Below are 21,071 nucleotides of genomic sequence, written 5' to 3'. Positions count from 1 at the left end.
CCTCACCCATACTATCAATCAATTAGTCAGCCATACTCTTAGGACGGATAGCAGCTGATCCAATTTTAATGGTTTGCTGACATAATCGGAAGCGCCGGCCTTCAGGCATTTTTCCCTATCGCCTTTCATCGCTTTTGCAGTTAACGCGATGATTGGAAGATCCTCGAATTTACTTTGCTCGCGAATTCTGGTCATCGTTTCGTAACCGTCCATACCCGGCATCATGATATCCATCAATATAACATCTATATTGTTTCCTTTTTCAAGGAGTTCCAAACATTCAAAGCCGTTTTCAGCTGTAAGGATTTCCATCCCCTCATGCTTCAGCGCATTTTTCAGGGCAAATATATTACGGTGATCATCATCGACGACCAGTACTGTTTTATTGCAGAATGGTTTGGCCTTATCCAGATCTTCTTCATCCATCATACCTGCATCCGGTTCTCCCTGATCGCCAAAAGGCGCGACAGAATCATCGTGGTTAGCTGCTGCCACTTCCGGAGAAGCAGCTATTGCTTCGTCGACATTTTTGAAGCCCTCTGGCATGCTTGGAATAAAGAAAGTAAAGGTACTGCCTTGCCCCTCTTCACTATCTACAATGACCCAGCCTCCCAGAAGTTTGGCAAACTCCCGGCAAATCGATAGCCCAAGTCCTGTACCGCCATATTTTCTCATTGTAGCTCCGTCACCTTGCTGGAATGCTTCAAAGATAAGTTTTTGCTTCTCTTTTGATATTCCGATGCCAGTATCCGTCACCTTAATTTCAACCCAATTGCTTGCTCCTTTTGTCTGTATCCATTGTGCTACATTTTCTTCATCAGCTTTTTTGATTTGGACAGACACAGAACCTTTTTCCGTGAATTTAAATGCATTGGATAGCAGGTTTTTCAAAATTTGCTGGAAGCGCTGTTCATCCGTAAAGAAAATATCCGGAACGTTTTTACTTTTTTCGATTATAAAGTCAATGTTCTTTTTCTTCGCTACATGATCGAAGTTACGGTGCAATAACTCAGGAAGCTCACTCAAATTCATTTCATCAAAGACCACTTCAAGCTTTCCGACTTCAACTTTTGATAAATCCAAAATGTCATTGATCAACGTTAATAAGTCTTGGCCTGATGAATTAATGACACGAGCGAATTCCTGTTGCTCTTCATTTAATTTACTATCATTAGGATCTGAAAGCATTTCTGATAAAATCAGGATACTATTGAGCGGTGTCCGCAATTCATGGGACATATTTGCCATGAACTCCGATTTATATTTTGAACTTAACTTCAATTCTTCCGCTTGTTTTTCAAGATTCAGTTTAGCGACTTGAAGCTCTTTCGATTTTTCTTCCGTTTCACGATTTCTCTCTTCCAATTGTTCATTGATCATTCGCAACTCTTCAGCCTGTGTTTGCAGTTCCTCCGATTGGGCTTGCATTTCCTCTGACTGTGATTGCAATTCTTCCGATTGAGCCTGTAACTCTTCAGTCTGTGCCTGTGATTCCTTCAATAAACGCTCTATTTCCATCCGGCCCTCTACATTATTGATCGTGATGCCCAGAGTATCAAGAACCTGGTTCAGGAACGTTTTTTGCAGCTTCGTAAAGGCCTCCAAACTCGCCAGTTCAACCATCGCCACCACTTCATCCTCAAAAACGACTGGCGCAATGACAATGCTTTTCGGGTTGACTTCCCCCAATCCTGTCGTAACCAATTGGAAATCTTCAGGGATATCCTCGATGACTTTGGATTTCTTTTCAAGGGCGCATTGACCGATCAAACCTTCGCCAAGACGGAATTCACGCCTGCCCGAATCTTCACCATCTCCAGCAAAGCTGGCAAGCTTTACAAAGCGCATATCCACACCCTCACCCCGTTTGACGTAAAAAGCTCCAATTGAAGCTCCCATCATCGGTGCAAGTCTTGTAATGAACCGGTCAGCAAGGACTTCCACATCAACAATGCGCTGATACATGGTAGCTATATCTGCAACACGGGTCTGAATCCAGTTCTGTTCACTGATCTTTTCAGTGAAATCTTTTTCTTTTTGATTATAGATTTCAAGCGATTCCGCCATATCATTGAACGATTTCGCTATATCCCCAATTTCATCAGTGGTCCGCACCGGGATTCTTGGTATGACCGACAAATTTTTATAATCGATATTTTCGATGACCTTCGTAATCGATTGCAGATCTTTCGATGTACTGCGGATCATCCAAACAACCGTTACGGAGATGACCAAAATGCTGAGAATAACCGCAAAAATTACAAATCCGATCATATCTTCATAGGTTTGTTTCGAATTACTTAAAGTATCTTTCATGACACCTTCTTGGTAATCCTTAAATTCATCCATCGTACTGATGACTTTCGTTCGCTTTTCCCTTTGGTCATCCATCAGGCTTGAAAGATTATCAGAAGAGTTTTCCGATTTTATCTTTTGGATGATTTCAGCCTCCGTTATGGAGTAAGAAGCATATTGGGTCTCGAACTCTTTCAATAATTGCTTCGCTTTCGCCTTATTTAACGAACCTGATAACCCGGCAATTTTTGATTCAATCAAATTATGATTCTCATTGATGATTTCGAGGCTCTCTGCTCTTTCTTCTTTATTTGCATCATTGGCTGCAAACAAAATCTCACGGTCCGACCTAGAAAAAAGCTGACGGATTTCCATCGAAGCTTGCACTTTTTCATAGCGATTTTCAACTATTTCAGTCATGCTGCTCTTTAAATTGTTTAGCGTAAACATCATGAATGAAAGTAAAATAGCCAAGAAAAGCAAGATCAAACCAAATCCCAACATTTGCTTTTTCTTAAAACCCATTTTTTCCCGCCCACCTTCAATACTTATTTATACCAGCCCGAAATAACGGCATTGCAAAATACTAGAACTCACCTTATATTCTTTGAAATGATATATAGATAGTTTCATTGCTCAAAATCAATTTTAACATTTTCCAGGCTAAAATGGTTACCCACACTATCATTTTACATGAATTCCTTTTCCAATTAAGTAACAGTCTGCCTTACCATTGTCATAAACACCCAAATATATGGTTCGTACATAATAAAAGCCGAAAGTTTTCACTTTCGGCTTTTGGTGTGATCCTGTTTATTTAATCTTCTTCACTTCAACATATAAAACATGGTGGCCGTCCATTTCCTTTACAGTAAATTCATATCCGGCGTATTCAATTCTATCCCCGACAGCAATTTCAAATCTGCCTGTCAGGAACCATCCTCCCAATGTATCGATATCTTCCTCCGGCAAATCGATCGCAAGGGTATCATTAACATCTTCAACCAATGTTTTAGCATCGAATACATAATGCCCTTCCTCAATTTTTTGAATGAGCGGACGTTCATCCTGGTCAAATTCATCTCGGATTTCCCCGACGATTTCTTCAAGGATATCTTCAACCGTTACAAGACCGGCTGTTCCGCCATATTCATCGGTCAAAACTGCCATATGGATCCTTTCCTTCTGCATTTTAAGCAGAAGATCATGAATGGCGATCGTTTCAAGAACACGGATGATGGGTGTTACAAAGGAATCCACCGTCAAAGCCGTTACATTATCTTCTGTAATGGTCGCTGTATAAAGTCGCTTGATATTGACCATTCCCACGACATTGTCTTTATCACCGTCTATGACCGGATACCTTGTGTATTGTTCCTCTTGAATCAGTTCCACAACTTCCAATAATGGCATGCCTTTTTCGATAACGGTCATTTCCGTACGCGGAACCATGATTTCATTGGCAATACGCTCATCAAATTCAAATATCTGATTGACATATTTGTATTCCGATTGGTTGATCTCACCGCTTTTATAGCTTTCCGATAAAATGATGCGCAGCTCTTCTTCGGAATGGGCCATTTCGGACTCGGACGCAGGCTTTAATCCGAACATGCCCGTCAGGAGACGTGCAGAACCATTCAGTAACCAAATGAATGGGTATAAAATGCGGTAAAAGAGAATTAACGGCTTTGCAAATAGCAAGGTTACCTCTTCTGCCTTTTGAATCGCAACCGTTTTCGGTGCGAGTTCGCCGACTACAACATGAAGGAATGTCACGGAACCGAACGCGACCAGGAATGAGATGATGTGACTTACAGATTCCTCTAATCCCCATTTAGTGAACAATGGTTTTAAGATCGCCTCGACCGTCGGTTCACCCAACACCCCTAAACCTAATGCGGTTACTGTAATCCCCAATTGACAGGCAGATAAGTACTCATCGATATGCGATGTCACTTTCTTGGCTGCGAGGGCATTTCTATGACCTTCTTCAATTAATTGATTGATCCGGGAACTTCTGACTTTCACGATTGCAAATTCCGATGCAACGAAAAATGCGGTTAATGCTATTAATGCAGCTACTGCCAATAATTTTATAAAAATCTCCAATATGTGCGGGTTCGCCATATAGCTCCAATCCTACTGACCTTCGGATTAGACATGTACGGCTTAATCCCAAGCACCTCCTGTATAAATGGTTATTTTCGTTTAATAAGCGATTTTTGCCTTATAACATGAACCAAAACCATTTAGCCTATATCGTTAATATGCACCTTTGTGCATAAAACTATAGAGCTAAATTTTAATCATACGAGCAACACTAGTAATGATTGGATCAAGGCCATGCTTTCACGGGATATCTGTTTTTTTAGAAGAAGCTCACTTTTTCCGTCCTTTTCAATCAAGCTGATGAATTCCTGAAGTTCTTCGTTCAGGCCATCCATTTTATTCTTGAGCTGAAGACCTTTTGCCTCAATTGCTGATGCGGCTTCCTTATCCTTTTTAAGTATTTCTTTAATATCTTCCAATGTAAGGTTTTCTTTTTTGTATCCTTCGATACGGCGGAGCCTTTCAAGTTCACCGACTGAATAATAACGGTAATTAGAGGCGGAACGTTCTGCTTTAAGCAAGCCAAGATTCGTATAATAATCTACGGTTCGTTTCGTAACATTCGCCATTTCCGCCAACTCGCCAATTTTTAAAGTCTCGTTCCCAACATAGCCCCTCCTAACCGTCACGTTATGGTTTAGACACATCTAAAATATGTCTATTCTTCCTGACGTTTTATTCTATTCCATAATCGTACATTATTTTAATTGAAATGAAAAATATTTATTATCCTCTTTACCCTTCATTGGAAAAATAAAAACCGATTAATTGAATAATCGGTTCAGACTGTAGACAAACGATTGCCTGCATTTTTTGAGAGTGTATGAAATATGAACGCTGATTGGAACGTAAGGCACTCGTTTTCCGCGGTCTCCGGGAGCCTCGAACACCCGCTCCAATCAACTTTGTTTAAAAATTAAGATGGAACCCTTTTTGTCCACAACTCAAACCGCTTAATGGTTTAATTTAAGATCTATTCCAGTGGATTTTATTTTTTTGTTTTAACTGAGAATTGATTGCTCAGTATCTTAGGACCGCACTGGCATAGGGAAGAATGCTTTAACTTTTTTATTGGTGTTCCACATGTTCCACAAACTTTTGCTACCATTTATACTGTCCTCCTAACTTTTATTTCATGATAAATATATTATACTACTTTTATAATAATAATCAATACTAAATTAAAATTATTATAAATAAGGATATCATTTGCATGATTAACCTTTCACTTCACAAGTGATTAAAATAAGGATAAAATATAACAAAACACATCAGGAAGGTTGGTTTTCTATGACGAGTGAAATTCGCTCCATTCCCCGTCCCTTAGTACGAACGAATCAATGGGTCATTTTGTTAAGCGTAGCCACTGCCTTATTAACGGGACAATTATGGATATTAGCCATTCCTTTAACAGCGGGACTTTTGGGTCTTCTCTTTAATTTCAATCCAGTGATGCGTCTTGCCAAGCTCTTTAGTTTGCTTAGGACTTGGATTCACTTCTTTTTTGCTTGGTTGGGATGTTACCGGATATATATTCACCTTGATGGTCGGAATGGCTTCACTCATAGCCATTCTTGGATTCTGCATCGGCTGCTTCATCCTTTATCAATGGAAGCAATATTCCTATCGCCGATCTATTCGCTAATACCATACACAAATGGGACTGACATGCATCAGTCCCATTATATTATTCGGTTGTACGTAAGAAATTACTCTTTTTGACCCAAATGGTCGCCAAAACAATCAGCAAAATCAATACAGCTTGCGGCACCAGCGTTTCCATTGTTGGATAAAGACCTATCGTTTCTACAAACGGAAAGGAACTGATCGTATTTGTCTGTATCACCTGTGAAACCTGAAGTGAATGAATGGAGACTCCAAGAATCTTGAAAGCCAAGGCATATATGAGTACCGTTGCCGCTTTAAAGAATAGGGTCATCGGTAATTTCACACTATAGCGCAGCATGATGAAACCAATTACCACTAAAATGAGGAAGGCAAGGAAAATCCCGCTCAGCAGCTGCTTTAATTCCATATAAGGAGCCATACCGGCATAAAAGATAATCGTCTCGGCCCCTTCACGGAATATGGATAGAAAACTGATCAAAGCGAAAGAGATGATGCTTCCCGTAGCAATGGCTTGGTTCATTTGCTTGTCGATATACCGGTTCCATGCATGAACATTCGATTTACCATGAAGCCAAAGACCAATTGTCAACATCATTGATACGGCTATTATCCCAGTGATTCCCTCAATATATTCCCGGCTTGACGCAGCCGTGATCTGAGAGAAAACGATATTGATTATGACCGCCAATATGGAACTGGCAGCTAAACCCGCACCAACCCCTGTCCAAATCCATTTTTGTTTGTCCGCTTGCCCGATTTTCTTTAGGAAAGACAGCAATGTAGCTACAATTAAGAGTGCTTCCAACCCTTCCCGCAAAAGGATCGAAGCGGCATCCCATGTCGTATATCCCGTATCTTTAATTAAAGGGAGTAACCTTGTGTTTAAATCGGAAACGATTCCCTTCGCTTCCTCCGGCTTTACCTTTTTCGATTCTAACAGGCTGATTGCGGTCGGGACTTTCGTTTCCATATCGCTGTAAAGCTTGCTGTCCCTTGTGGAGACCTCCCCTTCGACATTAGGCCAAATTGTCAAGATCTCATTTAGCTGATCAACGGCAGAATCGATGTCACCCTTTTCAATATCCGTTGCACTTCCTTGTAAAAGTTGCGTTATATCCCCAAGGGAATAGGTATTCTCCTGGCTTCCCTCTTCAACTTTACCAGCAAGGAAATCCTCGATTAGGCCCTTCAATTCAGCTAGATTTTTTTGGGCTTTTTCCGAATCAGGTGGGTCTTGAGTAATCGCTATCCGCACAAAGGCCATTTTCGTTTCAAATTCACCATATGCAGCAACACTTTTCTCCCTGACAATGACCTCTGCGTCGGTCCATTGACTCAGAAGGCTGGTATATTGAACTTTAGCTTGATCAAAGTCACCTTCAGTTATCGAAGCTTCCAACTTATCTAATAAAGGAAGTATCGCTTCTAAGCGTTCTTCATAGTCCGTCTTGTCAACAGGGTTTTCGTTGGTATCATAAATAACAAGAGTACTGGATAATGCCGATAATCGCTTCTTGATTTCATCTGTGGAGGCTTCGTCTCTCACAGCACTTTTTACCGCAGACAGCCTCTCGTCGACTTCCCTCGCACTCTTGCTGTCCGTTTTTATCGTTTGCCAATCTTTCTCGAAAAGATCGATATTTTTCGACACTTCCTCAAGGTCTCCGGATTTTACCTTCATTAAACTATCGCCAATATAAACAAAAAGCTGATCATGGTTTTCACCCGCCGAAACAACCCTTACAGCCGTCGAAAGAAATAAAAGGCTGACTATTAAAACCAAAATCCCACTCTTCCATTTAGAAACGGTCATACTGGTCCCTCCTTATTCATGAACTAAAATCGCCAACTGGATAATTTCCATGCTGGCGATTTTCACGTCCTCATTTGAGATTATATTTATCCAAAAAGGGAATCCCCAATATAGCCACCCTTTTTCACACCTGGTAAACAAGCGAACATGGCACTGCCCTTGTGAACGATATATTCGTTGAGCTTATCATTTTTCGCCAGTCGCTCTTGTATGGGAATGAATTGTTTACTTGGATTTCGCTGAAAACAAATGAATAGCAATCCTGCATTGAAGCTCCCTGTTTTAGGATCCATGCCATCTGCATATGAATATGGACGCCTCAATATCTTTGCTTTTCCGTCCCCCCTGGAAAGACTCATATGCGAATCTTCCGGAATGACCCGATTTCCATTTGGATCTTTAGCTTCAAGGTCCACGGTATCGAACTCATTCTTCATTCCTAATGGAGCTCCACTGTCACGATGACGGCCAAACGTATTTTCTTGTTCCTTCAATATTGTCCGGTCCCAAACTTCAATGTACATCTGGATTCGGCGCACCACCATATAACTGCCTCCAACAAGCCAGTCAGGACCGTCTTCACCCTTCACCCAAACATGCTCATTCATTTCATTGTCATTATTCGTATCCGGATTGACCGTCCCATCCTTAAACCCGAAAAGGTTACGAGGTGTCGTTTTTTGTGAATCGGCTTGCTTAGTCCGTTGAAAACCTGTTTGTGCCCAATGAATGATCGTTTTCCCTCTTCCGATCCTCACTAAGTTCCGGACGGCATGAAAAGCCACTTGGAGATCATCTGCACATGCTTGAATACAAATATCCCCACCGCTCCATTCTTCTTCTAAAGCATCTAAAGGGAATTGAGGCAGATCCTTTAATTCTGCAGGCCTTTTCGATTTCAAACCAAATCGATCTTTGCCATCCTTCGAAAACAGGGTCGGACCCACTCCAAAAGTGATCGTTAAATTGGAGGGGGATAATTCTTTCGCTTCCCCCGTATCCTTTGGGGGCATATTCGTATTAAGGGATGCTTCACCAATCAAATTCCCCTCAGTCATCTGAGCCGCAGCCTCTGTCCAATCCTTAAATAACTGGATTAGGTCTGATCTTTTATCTGTGGTTACTTCCAATGATGCGAAGTAAAGGTTATCTTGCGCCTCAGTGATGATACCGGCTTGATGTGCTCCATAAAAAGGAACGATATCCTTAGTTTGTCCCTTTGCCCTTTGTTCAGAAAGTGTCAGCAGCCCGCCAAATCCAGAAGCCCCTATCACGACTCCGATTCCACCAACTCCTGCCGTTTTCAACATATTTCGACGACTCACTTTTTTTGTAAAAAGTCCGGTTTCATCTTTAGGCTTATGTTCTTTCAATTAAGATTCCTCCGTTACAATCCCTATTTGCGAAAGTGGTTCAGCCAATGCATCAATTGCTTGACTTAACTCCTTGACTTCAGATTCCTTTAAATCCGTATATGAGATGTAGCCATCCCCTTCTTTATGCTTTTCAAGCAAGCCGTATACATCGTCAAAACGTTGTTGGATTTCCTCAGCAAGCTTCGCATCCTTTTCTTTCAGCGCTGGAGTAAGCAGTTCATAGATCTTTTCTGCACCTTCAACATTTGCAACGAAATCATACAGGTCGGTATGGGAGTATCGGTCTTCTTCTCCTGTCACTTTGCTCGTGGAAACTTCATTCAATAAATCCACCGCACCCGTGATCAACAAATCAGGTGTTACCTCAACCGTTTCAACTTTGGCTCGAAGCAAATTGACGTCACTCATTAATTGTTCTGCATACTTTTCGTAGCCCTTCGTTGTATTTTCTTGCCATAGCCCCATTTCAATCCTATGGTAACCGCCCCAGTCTTCATCTTTGACATCCCCTTCACGCGCATCGATTTTGGGATCAAGATCCCCAAATACTTCAGCGATTGGTTCCGCTCTCTCATAATGCATGCGGGCTGGTGCGTATAATTCCTTCGCTTTTTCAATATCACCGGCAGATACGGCCTCAGTGAATTCTTCCGTTGCGTTTACGAACTCTTCTATTTCACCGATGGCATATTCCCGGTACTCGCTAGATACATCATCAAGCTTACTCGCACTTGCTTCTTTGGCATTATCATCTGCCGTCTTGGCTTCTTCCTTTTCCTGCGCACAGCCAAATAATAGGCTGGTTGATAGTAAGACCGCTAATGACGCCTTTGCTTTTTTCATTTTGTATTCTCCCTTTGAAATGATTTGTAGATTTATATTAGCAGATAATGAGAATCATTATCAATATATATTTTTAATGGAAACGTGACATTATTCATTCTCTTTGAAAAGAATCCACGCTATCCCTTTTGCTTTCGCAGGATAAGTAGCTCCCAGCTGGCTAAAAATAAAAAAGGCAGCCTACATTTCAGCTACCTTTCACGCTCACTCATTAACTTGTCATTTTCTTTATCCATGATTTTTGTGATTTCCTCAACAAATTGATTGATCAATATTAGCTCTTGCTCATTATAAGCTGAGCATAATTCTTTTGTGGCCATAGAGAGCGATTGATAGTGCGATTTAATCTGTTCCTGCCTTTCCGGTATCGGCATAATCATGACCTTTCTTCCGTCCAATTGATCTCGTTCCCTTTTAACATAACCCGACTTCTCAAGGCGATTGATCAGTGCCGTAACCGAACCCGTGCTCAATCCTGTAATTTTGGATAATTCACCGGCGGTAATCGGTCCTGTTTCATTCAATATTTCAGCACTCTTTAAGTCCGTATGGGACACGCCTATTTTCTGGGCCATATTTTGTTGAAATAACACGGATCTCATTCCATACCGCTGCAATCTGTGTGTTAAACTCTCTAACAGAGTTGAATTCACCCTATTATCGCTTGACATAAAATGCCACCCCTTTTACACTTGAATTTATCTTGATTATCAAGATAAATGTTTTGTTTCATCTTAACGTTACCCTTCAACCATGTAAAGGAAATTCATGAGCTGGTTGATATGAAGGAGGAAAATAAATAAATGAACGATCAAAAAAAACAAAAATTCATTGTTGCCGGTTTACTGCTGAGTATCTTGATGTCAGCAATGGATAATACGATTGTTGCGACGGCTATGGGAACGATCGTTTCTGATTTAGGCGGATTTGATAAGTTTGTATGGGTGACATCTGCCTATATGGTCGCCACGATGGCAAGTATGCCGATATTCGGTAAGCTTTCGGACATGTATGGAAGAAAGAGGTTTTTTATTTTCGGACTTATAGTCTTTTTGATTGGTTCCGCATTATGCGGCATGGCTCAGAGCATCGTGCAGTTAAGTATCTTCCGTGCAATCCAAGGGATCGGCGGAGGCGCCCTGATGCCTATAGCCTTTACGATCATTTTTGATATTTTCCCACCTGAAAAACGGGGAAAATTAACTGGCCTTTTCGGTGCTGTATTTGGGGCATCAAGCGTATTGGGACCACTTTTAGGTGCCTATATTACCGAATACTCCAGCTGGCACTGGATTTTCTACGTCAATGTTCCGATTGGGATCATTTCTTTATTTTTCATCTGGAATTATTACAAGGAGTCACCCAACACCCGAGAGCAAAAAATTGATTGGGGTGGCGCAGCAACTCTCGTCATTGCCGTTATCAGCTTAATGTTCGCTCTCGAACTGGGCGGGGAGTATGGCTGGAGTTCCTCTCCCATCATAGGCCTGTTTGCCAGTTTTGTAGTTTTCTTCGTTTCATTTTTCTTTTTCGAAAAAAGAGCAAAAGATCCAATCATTTCATTATGGCTGTTTAAAAGGCGATTATTTGCCACTTCTCAGATTTTAGCGATTCTTTATGGCGGTACATTCATTATATTAACCGTCTATATCCCGATTTTCGTGCAGGCAGTTTACGGTGGTTCCGCAACAAATGCAGGACTGATCCTAACTCCCATGATGCTTGGTTCTGTATTCGGCAGTGCAATTGGCGGGATATTCAATACAAAGACAAGCTTTCGTAACTTAATGACGATTTCCGTCATCTTTTATTTTGCAGGAATGCTTTTATTAGGGACCATCACCCAGGATACCAGCAGGACTTTATTAACTTTGTACATGATTTTGACTGGATTTGGCATGGGCTTTTCCTTCTCCCTCTTGCCTATAGCATCCATCCACAACTTGGAACCTAGATACCGGGGGTCGGCCAACTCAACAAACTCCTTCCTTCGTTCTTTTGGGATGACACTCGGTGTAACGATTTATGGAGCGATTCAGAACAATGTATTCACAAGTAAAATGACGGATGCGTTTAAAGGAATGCAAGGAAGTCCGGATACAGCCGGATTGATGGAGGATCCACGCCAGCTCTTCCAATCGGATGCACGTGCCGAGATTCCTGACTTTATCCTGGATAAAATCGTTCATGCGATGTCCGATTCGATATCAATGATATTCACCTTAGCCCTAATACCGATCGGTCTTGCAGCCATCACTGTGTTCTTCATGGGAAAAACAAGGGTGGAAACACCTTCAAAAAAGGAATCCTTTCAATAAACAAGAAGCGCTGCACTTCCAGCGCTTTTTGTATTTTCATCTCCCTTCTATAAAGGAGGTGATGATTGCCGAAAAATCATTCGACTACTAAAATATAAGTAACACATTCACATACCGAGGTGAGAAGTTTGAAGATCGTATGTTTTGGAGACAGTTTAACAAGAGGCATTTCTTATGTTAGAGGGCGCCTTCGCATCATTAAAGAAAATTATCCAAACTCTTTAGCTAAGCTAACAGAATCTTTGCCATTCGTCGAGGTTTTGAATAAAGGGGTTTTCAATGATAACTCCGACCTGTTGGTTAGCCGGATCGAGAAAGACGTCATGTCTGAAAATCCCGATATCGTATTAATAGAGGTCGGTGGAAACGACTGTAACTTTCATTGGGACGAAGTAGCCAAGAATCCAGATGGTGACCATGAGCCCATCGTTCCAATCGAACGCTACCTGGAAAATATCACACAACTTGTCAAGCAGGTTCAGGACAAGCATATTACCCCTTTCCTTTTAACTCTTCCGCCACTGGATCCTGCCAGATATTACAGATCCATCGCCGATAAGTTCGGTCATTCAATCGGGCATTTCGTTTCCCATGTCGGCGGTATTGAACATTGGCATGGGATGTATAATCGCCAATTGAAAAGCCTTGCAGAGGAACTAAAGGTGCCTTTGATCGACGTCCGTTCCTATATTAAATCCTCCGGTGACTTGGGTCCCTTGATTAGCGATGATGGCATCCACCTCACTTCAGAAGGATACCAGCAAATGAGCCTGGCCATTTTCAGTGATTTGCGGAAGCATATGGATGAAGATAGGTTTCCTCAGCCATAAAACGGTAAAAAGGCAAAGCATGGCGCTTTGCCTTTTTGGGTTTTACAGACTTTTCACTTCCACGTTTTCCGGAAGCTTGAAAGGGTTTTCGGTATTGATCCGGTCATAAAACATCATCCCGTTCAAATGATCTAGCTCATGTTGAAACACGATTGCAGCAAAGCCCTTCAGCCGCATCTCTATTTCCTCACCATTACCGTCCAAAGCTTTGATTTTAACCCGTTCATAACGCGGTACATATCCTTTAATATCACGGTCGACAGAAAGGCAGCCTTCACTTTGCGGTAAATAGATCATTGTGGCCGAGTGGCTGATGATTTTCGGATTCACTAGGGCATATTCAAACAGCTTCCCCTTTTCGTCGGGAAAATACATGACGAACATGCGTTTATTCAAGCCTATCTGATTGGCAGACAACCCAACTCCTTCACGCAAGTTGAACTTCTTTTGGAGTTTTGGATCCTGACTGTTTTTCAGGTATTGCATCATGCATTCCAGCGTTTCACGATCTTCATCCGATATCGGCAGGCTAACTTCATCCGTTACCTGACGCAGAATGGGATCCCCTTCTCTGACGATATCCTTCATTGTAATCATATAGTCTTTTATAAATTTACTCATAGAACTTCACACTCTTCTACCATTTTATTTTTTCATGACTTAGACCATTTCACTTTAGCATTTCGCATTTAAAAAGTCTAATATGCCGGTTAGATTAAATATTTCTAAATTCCGGACTCTTTAAACTCTCATATATAAGTGTTATTTCTTGCCTTTAACATTATTTACCTTTAATTTAAGGTACAAAGACCTATAGATTACATGTTTAAAAATTTTATACTGAATATATATACTTAAAGGAGATGAAAAATTGAACTCGAACTCTAAATTAGTTTCGAAATTGCTGCCGTTCCTTACGGCTCTCATTGTGATAATTGCTGGAATCAGTTGGTATGCTGTTACTCAGTCAAAGGATATGGTCATTCCTTTTTCATCGGTGGAAAAAACGATTAAAGCCCAAAATGGAGCTCTTGTCACCATTGAAGAAAAAAGAAATGGCACTCTTCACATCTCCACACCAGATGGAGAATACGTTTCCAGTATTCCTCCCAACAGTCAAATGATCAATAAACTAGTCGAAACTTATAACGTTCAATATTCTTTTTCATCAACTAATAAATCAGCATTATGGATTTTAGGCGGGTTAATGGCGGCTCTCGTCACAACCGGTGTCATTATACAGAAAAAATCAAAGGGCGGATTGCGGATCGGCAGCAAAAAACAAAGCCTTTCCACCCCAAAACCCCTGCCTGAGATAACTTTGGATGATGTAGGCGGTTTGCAATCCGATATCAAACAGGAAATCCTTCAGACACTTACTACACTAAAGGAACCTGAACGTTCAGCTAAAATTGGAATTAAGCCGCCTCAAGGCATTTTATTATACGGCCCTCCTGGAACGGGGAAAACGCTGCTTGCACAGGCAATTGCAAAAGAGCTTGGTGCAAACTTCTTCTCAACGAGCGGTTCAGCCTTCAACGAAATGTTTGTTGGAGTCGGTGCAGCCCGAGTCCGCAGCCTTTTCCAAAATGCACGTAAGCAATCGCCAGCTGTCATTTTCATCGATGAAGTGGACGCATTGGCTGGTAAAAGGAAACCCCATGGCGGGGAAGAAGGCGAAAAAACGTTAACCGAACTGCTTGTCCAATTGGATGGAGGCCATCCAAATGAAGGCATTTTATTCATTGCAGCGACCAACAGGAAAGATATGCTCGATGAGGCATTTCTACGTCCTGGCAGGATTGATTTCTCTTTCCAAGTCCCACTTCCGGATACACAAGGAAGAAAGGAAATCATCGATATCCATACGAAGGGAAAGCGTCTAGCGACAGATGTCCTGGCTTCCCTGGATGAGTTGGCTGAAAGTACATCCGGTTTCTCCGGCGCTGACTTAAGCTCCCTTTTCGATACTGCCTCACGTCATGCCCTGAGGAATGAACAGGATATGATTCGTAAACAGGATCTTGATTACGCCATTGACCGTACGATTCTTGGAGCGACATCACGTACCTTGAATGACGCGGATACGAAGCGGCGTGTGGCCATCCATGAAAGTGGACATGCCCTGATCGCTGCTTTGACAAAGCCTGGTTCCGTTAGAAAGGCTACCATCATTCCGCGTGGGGAAGCCCTTGGATATGTAGCGCCAATACCAAAAGAACTTCATCTGGCAACAGCCAGTGAATTGCTTGATCAAGTCAAAATGATCTTGGCAGGCGGCGTGGCGGAAAGAATGTATTTAGGGGAACATAGCATCGGTGTAGGCGGAGATGTACAGCAGGCGAAACATCTGCTGGAACAAATGGTCGATACCGGAATGCTTCAAGATGGATTTACCCTCACCTTCAATAAAGGTGAGAAGGAGCAAAAGATGCAGGAATTATTCACGAAAGCGATTCAGGAAACGGAAATGTTGATTGACTCGAATCGCCTACAGTATGAAGAGCTCGTTGAAGAGTTATTGAAAAAAGAGACACTTGAGGGAACTGAAGTTCAGCGTATCGTTGACGCTTCGGAAATAACCGGCATATGCTCGAATGCATAATACTCTTCCCACTAAGTCTTAAGAACTGATTTCCAGAGCCTGTTTGCAATAAAACAGGCTCTTTTTTTCATATGTGGTATTGAGCCGCAAAGCCAATCTTTAATTAATATTTTATGTAGGCAGTCCCTGTGCTGCTAGCAAAACAAAATGAAAGGGAGGTCACTGGCAAAATCACAGTGGCCTTCCTCTACCGGAAACCTGACTGAATGAGTTACTTATCCGCTTCTGACCTGTTTTACATCAAGGGATTTAGCCATATGTTGTTTCGGTATCTTGGCCTTAAAATCATCCTTTTTCAAACGCATCGCAAATAATAGGGCTATGACGAGCAAAGCCACAGAACCTAGGAGAGCAAATTGATAGGATATTAAAATAACATGGTGCTCCCCATTCGTTCCTATCGAGCTAGTGCCCACTTCCCCCAGAATGCTGGCTAGGATGGCTACACCAATGGCAGAGCCAATCCGGTTTTGGACATTGAACAATGTGGCCGCCATTCCCATCGAAGCAGAGTTGATATTGGTGAAAGTGGAAAACTGTACGGCCACAACAGTATGTCCCAAACAGATACCGACGCTAAATAATAAGGCACGAAGGAACCAGGGGTTGGCTGTCGGCCCGACAATGCTAATCAATGTATAAATGATGATTGTACCAAGCAGCCCTATCCGGATCACCTGATGTATGCCCAGTTTCTTCGTAGTCCAAGGCATCATCCGGGAGGCCACCATCAAACCTATAGCTTCCGGGAAAGTGGTCAGCCCGCTTTCTAAAGCTGAAGCATGAAGCGAACTTTGATACATTAACGGGAACACGAAGAGCATCCCCAATAAGCCCGCCATTGAAAATAATGAAATGATGCCCAATGTCCGAAACAATCGATCGGATAATAAACGCAAATCAAGCATCGGTTCGTTCACACGCAGCTCCAATAGAATAAATGAGAGAACAAGAACTGCACCGATAATTCCTGTATACATGATAACGGGGGAACCCCATCCTTTAGATGGTCCTAAGCTCATTGCATACATCAGCATGGAAAAGCCTGCAGCTGACAATAAGAATCCTGGAAGGTCCAATCTGCCAGCAGTTGATTCTTTATTTTCTTTTAAAAACCATACACCGAATATCAGGACCATAATTCCGAAAGGGACATTTATATAAAATGCCCAACGCCAAGACAGCTGCTCCGCAAGGAATCCGCCAACAATCGGACCAACAGCTGGTGCGAATGCTATGGGAAGCACAAGGGAACGGGACACCTTTGGGCGTTCTTCAACAGAGAACGTTCTAAATAATATGGCCATTCCAATTGGTGTAAGGATCCCGCCTCCTGCCCCCTGCAAAACCCTGAACAAATTCAAGGTTTGAAGATTATTAGCGAATCCGCATAAAAAGGAGGCTGCCGTAAAGACACCCAATGCCATCAAGAAGATGTTCTTGGTTCCAAAACGATCCCCAAGCCACCCAGCTACCGGAAGGAATACAGCCAGGCTTACTAAATATCCTACATTAATGCCACTGGCTGAAGAGGGATCAAGATTAAATTCACTACTGATCGTTGGCAGGATCACATTGACAATCGTCCCGTCCATCGAAACCATGAACATCGCTATGACATAAACGATGCTAACTACTATTTTAGGGTCCATTTGTATCCTTACTTTCATTTTGTTCCATCAATGCTAGCAACTAGTTTTATGTATTTCCAGCAGTCCTCTCGATATATCAATGACCAGCCTTCTGGAATAACCAAAAAGGTGGGCCAAAGGGAATTTCGACCTTCTTCAATTATAAATTCATTGTAGATCCCATTTTCATTCACGAAACGGTTGGTCATCAGTCATTGTCCTCCTTCATAATTTTTTCAAATTCTCGATAGTGAATGTTTGTTAGCAATCTCCTAGCCAACCAATAATGATAATCATTATCAATCATAATCTACAGGTAATGATATATATTTATAACTTACTGGTCAAGTGCCTTCCGTGGATTTACTGAGAAAGTCCTATTTCTTACCAGTCACATTTCTCTTCAAAGCAACACGCAAAGCCCTGTTAATCAAAGGCGGCAAAACTGAAAGATGCCCTTCCCCTTCAAACTCGTTGAATTGAACATTCACTCTGCTATCCTTCAAGGATAATCGTTTTGATAATTCCAAAGCATTTTCATTCATCCCGCTTTTATGGTTGCCTTCCAGCTCCCCCACGCCAAGCAAAAAGGAAATATCACCATCCTTTCCTTGATTCAATCGGGAAAGAAACTTCTCCTCCTCCTCACGGAACCACTTTTTGTTCCAATGGAGAGATGGGCTTCCAGCCATTTCGAAACCGGCAAATCGCCAATCTATCCGGTGGTCAAAGACAAAAGGTTTGGCTGGCAATGGCTTTAGCACAGAAAACGGAGATTTTATTATTGGATGAGCCAACCACCTACCTTGATATGGCACATCAACTAGAGGTTTTGCAAATAGTTGAAAAGCTTAATAAAGAACAAAAAATAACGACTGTCATGGTATTGCATGACATTAACCATGCGTCACGGTTCTCACATGAAATCATAACGATGAAGGAAGGGGAAATCGTTAAAATCGGTACCCCAGGGGAAATCATCACACCTGCCGTTTTAGAGGAAGTCTTTCGTATTCATGCAAGGGTGATGATAGATCCGGCCAATGGAGCACCCGTTTGTTTAGGTTATGACAATTTATCACAGCAAGAAGTATATAAAGAAGCCGTTTTATCCAATTGAAAGGTGTGGTTCGGAAAACGTATAATTCATCAAATGATATTCCCGAATCAACTGACCCAAACCAACACCTCCAACTCCTCAGGTATGGTTTCCATCTAAATTTTATAACATAGTTGATTGGAGAGGAAGGTACGGGACTCCTGCTTAGAAAAGCGCGTCTAGGGGAGACCCCGCAGGCGCAAGCCGAGGAGGCTCCCCGACCGACCGCGGAAAGCGAGTGCCTGGATTGGAAATCAACATCCAAATTGTACTAGCCATAAAAAAACTGCAGGCAAACTCACTTTAGTTTGTCTACAGTCTAAAGTCAAAAGGGATGTCGACAAGTCGACATCCCTTTTTTAACCGTTTTATAGTTTTTCCAACTGGATGATATCTGGTGTATTTGGTTTCTGGATCCCTGACTTTTGCAACTTCACTGCCGTTCCTTCAGGTAAGTTAGTGAATATAATAGGAGTGACCGTTGATGGTGCATTCCGTTTAATGAAGTCTAAATCAATTTCCAAAAGAGGTGTTCCTTTTGTTATTCTTTGGCCTTCTTGAACAAGAGCTGTGAACCCTTCTCCATTTAATTTAACTGTATCTAAGCCAACATGGATCAGAATTTCCAGACCATTATCCATTTTCAAGCCCAGTGCATGATTTGTCGGGAAGATACTTAGCACTTCCCCATCGATTGGGGATACTAGTTTTCCGTTGACCGGCTCGATAGCGAAGCCATCCCCCATCATTTTCATGGCAAACACTTGATCGGGAACTTGTTCTATCGGTAAAACGGTTCCTTCAATTGGAAGGACAAAGTCATTTGCACCCAAAGCTTGGTTTTCCTCTACTATATCCTCTGCCACTTGTGCAGAAGGACCTGCTTTCACTTGGCTTGGATCGACGCCATTCTTGACAAGTTGTTTCATTGCATTTGCAACGAATTCAACATTCGTTCCAACAATGACCTGTACACTCGATTTATTCAACTTCATGACACCGCGCGCACCATGCCGTTTTAAGGCTGCTTCATTCACATTTCCTGAATCGGCCACTTGTAAACGCAAGCGTGTTGCACAGTTATCAATTAGCTTTATATTCTCTTTACCGCCAAGATCTTGAATGAAAAGCGATCCCATATCGGTATATTTATCCCCTGTTTTTACAATTGTTTCTTCTTCCACTTCTTCCTCATCGTCTTCACGGCCAGGTGTTTTTAAATCCATGATCTTGATGACAAAATAGAAAATCACGAAGTAAACTGCCGCGTATATCAATCCAATCGGAATTAACCATAGCGGTTTTTGCGCAATACCAAAGTTCAAGAAATAATCAATGGCTCCTGCGGAGAATCCAAACCCATGATGGATATCCAATATAACAGCAAGTGCCAGAGAGACCCCGGTTAAAAGGGCATGTATTACATATAACACCGGTGCGATGAACATGAACAGAAATTCAATCGGTTCAGTGATTCCTGTAAGGAAAGAAGTGAAAGCCAACCCAACAAGCATCCCTGTCACCAATTTACGTTTCTCTTTCTTAGCAGCTGCAATCATCGCTAATGCCGCAGCTGGAAGACCGAACATCATGATCGGGAAAAAGCCGGTCATGAAGGGCCCAGCAGTCGGGTCCCCTGCGAAGAAACGATTTATATCACCCGTCGCTCCATTGTACTCACCAAAGACGAACCAAACCATACTATTCAAGACATGATGCAATCCTACTGGAAGCAATAAGCGATTCAATACGCCGAATACGCCGGCACCCAATGCCCCTGCACCTGTAATCCAGTCACCGACACTATTGATTACATCTTGAATCGGAGGCCACACAAAACCGAATATTCCCGCAAGTATGATCATCGCAAGCGAAGTGATGATCGGGACGAATCGTTTCCCTGAAAAGAATCCAAGCCATTCAGGGAGTCTTATGTCGGAGTATCTATTATATAGAAGAGCGGCAACTATACCCGATATAATACCGCCTAAAACAGCCATGTTGATTTCTTTATCAATCGCTTGTGTACCATTCGTTAATACAAAGTATCCAACAAGGCCTGATAATGCCGCAGCGCCACTTCCATCTTTGGATAATCCTATCGCTATTCCCAAGGCGAACAATATCGCAAGGTTATCGAATATCGCCTTTCCAGCTGCGGCAATAAAGGCAATATCAAGTAAATCCGGTTGCCCTAAACGAAGCAATAACGCGGCTGCTGGTAAAACGGCAATCGGTAACATTAAAGCTTTCCCAATCTTTTGTAAAAAATTTAACATCGAACTCATCTCCCTTGTACCTAACTTCTTTGATCAACAACAAGATGTATTAAGCGTTTTCATTTTATCAATATAATAACTTTTCTTTGGGATTATACTAGCACAGAAAATATATAGATGTCTATACCAATTTACTTGTAAATATACTATATTCTTCGAAAACAAAGTAAAAATATCATTTTTGTTCTTGATACTCCTTAACTGGTCTAGACAACTTTTAATAAAAACGATAAAATGAGGG

16 protein-coding genes and 1 pseudogene are annotated in these 21,071 nt (G+C 41.9%); 5 read left to right on the top strand and 12 right to left on the bottom strand.

Features of this window, described 5'->3' with window-relative positions; all coding sequences use genetic code 11:
* Nucleotides 1-18: 18 nt before the first annotated feature.
* From MKX49_RS27090 to MKX49_RS27080, 3 genes are all read right to left on the bottom strand, one after another.
* Nucleotides 19-2,820, bottom strand: a complete 2,802-nt coding sequence (locus MKX49_RS27090; RefSeq protein WP_340878327.1) for a response regulator — start codon at nt 2,818-2,820, stop codon at nt 19-21.
* Nucleotides 2,821-3,108: 288 nt separating this feature from the next.
* A complete protein-coding gene (locus tag MKX49_RS27085) occupies nt 3,109-4,407 on the bottom strand; it encodes a hemolysin family protein (RefSeq protein WP_340878622.1) in 1,299 nt (432 codons plus the stop codon).
* A gap of 197 nt (nt 4,408-4,604) precedes the next feature.
* Nucleotides 4,605-5,054, bottom strand: a complete 450-nt coding sequence (locus tag MKX49_RS27080; protein WP_445670149.1) for a MerR family transcriptional regulator — start codon at nt 5,052-5,054, stop codon at nt 4,605-4,607.
* Between the two features lie 643 nt (nt 5,055-5,697).
* On the opposite strand from MKX49_RS27080, the pseudogene MKX49_RS27075 reads away from it, so the two are divergent.
* A pseudogene (locus MKX49_RS27075) lies at nt 5,698-6,052 on the top strand (DUF4395 domain-containing protein).
* 42 nt (nt 6,053-6,094) lie between these two features.
* On the opposite strand, the gene MKX49_RS27070 reads toward MKX49_RS27075, so the two are convergent.
* The 4 genes from MKX49_RS27070 to MKX49_RS27055 form a co-directional block, all read right to left on the bottom strand.
* Complete coding sequence (locus MKX49_RS27070) at nt 6,095-7,849, bottom strand: FTR1 family iron permease (protein ID WP_340878325.1); 1,755 nt, start codon at nt 7,847-7,849, stop codon at nt 6,095-6,097.
* An 86-nt stretch (nt 7,850-7,935) separates the two neighbouring features.
* The gene (efeB, locus tag MKX49_RS27065) at nt 7,936-9,222 is read right to left on the bottom strand and encodes an iron uptake transporter deferrochelatase/peroxidase subunit (protein WP_340878323.1); all 1,287 of its coding nucleotides are present in this window, start codon (nt 9,220-9,222) and stop codon (nt 7,936-7,938) included.
* Entirely contained in the window at nt 9,223-10,068 is an 846-nt protein-coding gene (efeO, locus tag MKX49_RS27060; protein ID WP_340878322.1) for an iron uptake system protein EfeO, read from the bottom strand.
* A 191-nt stretch (nt 10,069-10,259) separates the two neighbouring features.
* A complete protein-coding gene (locus MKX49_RS27055) occupies nt 10,260-10,739 on the bottom strand; it encodes a MarR family winged helix-turn-helix transcriptional regulator (RefSeq protein WP_340878320.1) in 480 nt (159 codons plus the stop codon).
* 132 nt (nt 10,740-10,871) lie between these two features.
* Here MKX49_RS27055 and MKX49_RS27050 point away from each other — a divergent pair, with 132 nt between their 5' ends.
* Together MKX49_RS27050 and MKX49_RS27045 are read left to right on the top strand one after the other, a co-directional pair.
* Nucleotides 10,872-12,386 (top strand): MDR family MFS transporter, encoded by a 1,515-nt coding sequence (locus MKX49_RS27050; protein WP_340878319.1) that lies wholly within the window; start codon nt 10,872-10,874, stop codon nt 12,384-12,386.
* Nucleotides 12,387-12,514: 128 nt separating this feature from the next.
* Nucleotides 12,515-13,216, top strand: coding sequence for an SGNH/GDSL hydrolase family protein (locus MKX49_RS27045; RefSeq protein WP_340878318.1), 702 nt, complete (start codon nt 12,515-12,517; stop codon nt 13,214-13,216).
* Between the two features lie 42 nt (nt 13,217-13,258).
* Here MKX49_RS27045 and def read toward each other — a convergent pair whose 3' ends face one another.
* Nucleotides 13,259-13,837 (bottom strand): peptide deformylase, encoded by a 579-nt coding sequence (def, locus tag MKX49_RS27040; protein WP_048688779.1) that lies wholly within the window; start codon nt 13,835-13,837, stop codon nt 13,259-13,261.
* Between the two features lie 250 nt (nt 13,838-14,087).
* On the opposite strand from def, the gene MKX49_RS27035 reads away from it, so the two are divergent.
* On the top strand, nt 14,088-15,821 hold the full coding sequence (locus MKX49_RS27035) for an AAA family ATPase (RefSeq protein ID WP_340878316.1): 1,734 nt from the start codon (nt 14,088-14,090) through the stop codon (nt 15,819-15,821).
* A gap of 215 nt (nt 15,822-16,036) precedes the next feature.
* Here MKX49_RS27035 and MKX49_RS27030 read toward each other — a convergent pair whose 3' ends face one another.
* The 3 genes from MKX49_RS27030 to MKX49_RS27020 form a co-directional block, all read right to left on the bottom strand.
* A complete protein-coding gene (locus tag MKX49_RS27030; protein ID WP_340878315.1) occupies nt 16,037-17,491 on the bottom strand; it encodes a DHA2 family efflux MFS transporter permease subunit in 1,455 nt (484 codons plus the stop codon).
* Nucleotides 17,488-17,661: an MbtH family NRPS accessory protein gene (locus MKX49_RS27025; RefSeq protein WP_251543070.1), complete on the bottom strand. Its 174-nt coding sequence runs from the start codon at nt 17,659-17,661 to the stop codon at nt 17,488-17,490. The genes MKX49_RS27030 and MKX49_RS27025 overlap by 4 nt, the downstream gene beginning before the upstream one ends.
* Before the next feature lie 168 nt (nt 17,662-17,829).
* The gene (locus MKX49_RS27020) at nt 17,830-18,072 is read right to left on the bottom strand and encodes a hypothetical protein (RefSeq protein WP_340878313.1); all 243 of its coding nucleotides are present in this window, start codon (nt 18,070-18,072) and stop codon (nt 17,830-17,832) included.
* Nucleotides 18,073-18,128: 56 nt separating this feature from the next.
* On the opposite strand from MKX49_RS27020, the gene MKX49_RS27015 reads away from it, so the two are divergent.
* Nucleotides 18,129-18,572, top strand: a complete 444-nt coding sequence (locus tag MKX49_RS27015; protein ID WP_340878312.1) for an ABC transporter ATP-binding protein — start codon at nt 18,129-18,131, stop codon at nt 18,570-18,572.
* Between the two features lie 347 nt (nt 18,573-18,919).
* Here the strand turns inward: MKX49_RS27015 and nagE are convergent, their stop codons facing one another.
* A complete protein-coding gene (gene nagE, locus MKX49_RS27010) occupies nt 18,920-20,830 on the bottom strand; it encodes an N-acetylglucosamine-specific PTS transporter subunit IIBC (RefSeq protein WP_340878310.1) in 1,911 nt (636 codons plus the stop codon).
* Nucleotides 20,831-21,071 lie beyond the last annotated feature (241 nt).

Source organism: Peribacillus sp. FSL M8-0224 (genome assembly GCF_038003055.1).
Lineage (GTDB): Bacteria > Bacillota > Bacilli > Bacillales > DSM-1321 > Peribacillus > Peribacillus frigoritolerans.
The sequence above is the reverse complement of the archived record's forward strand: the minus strand, read 5'-3'. Positions and strand labels throughout refer to the sequence as shown.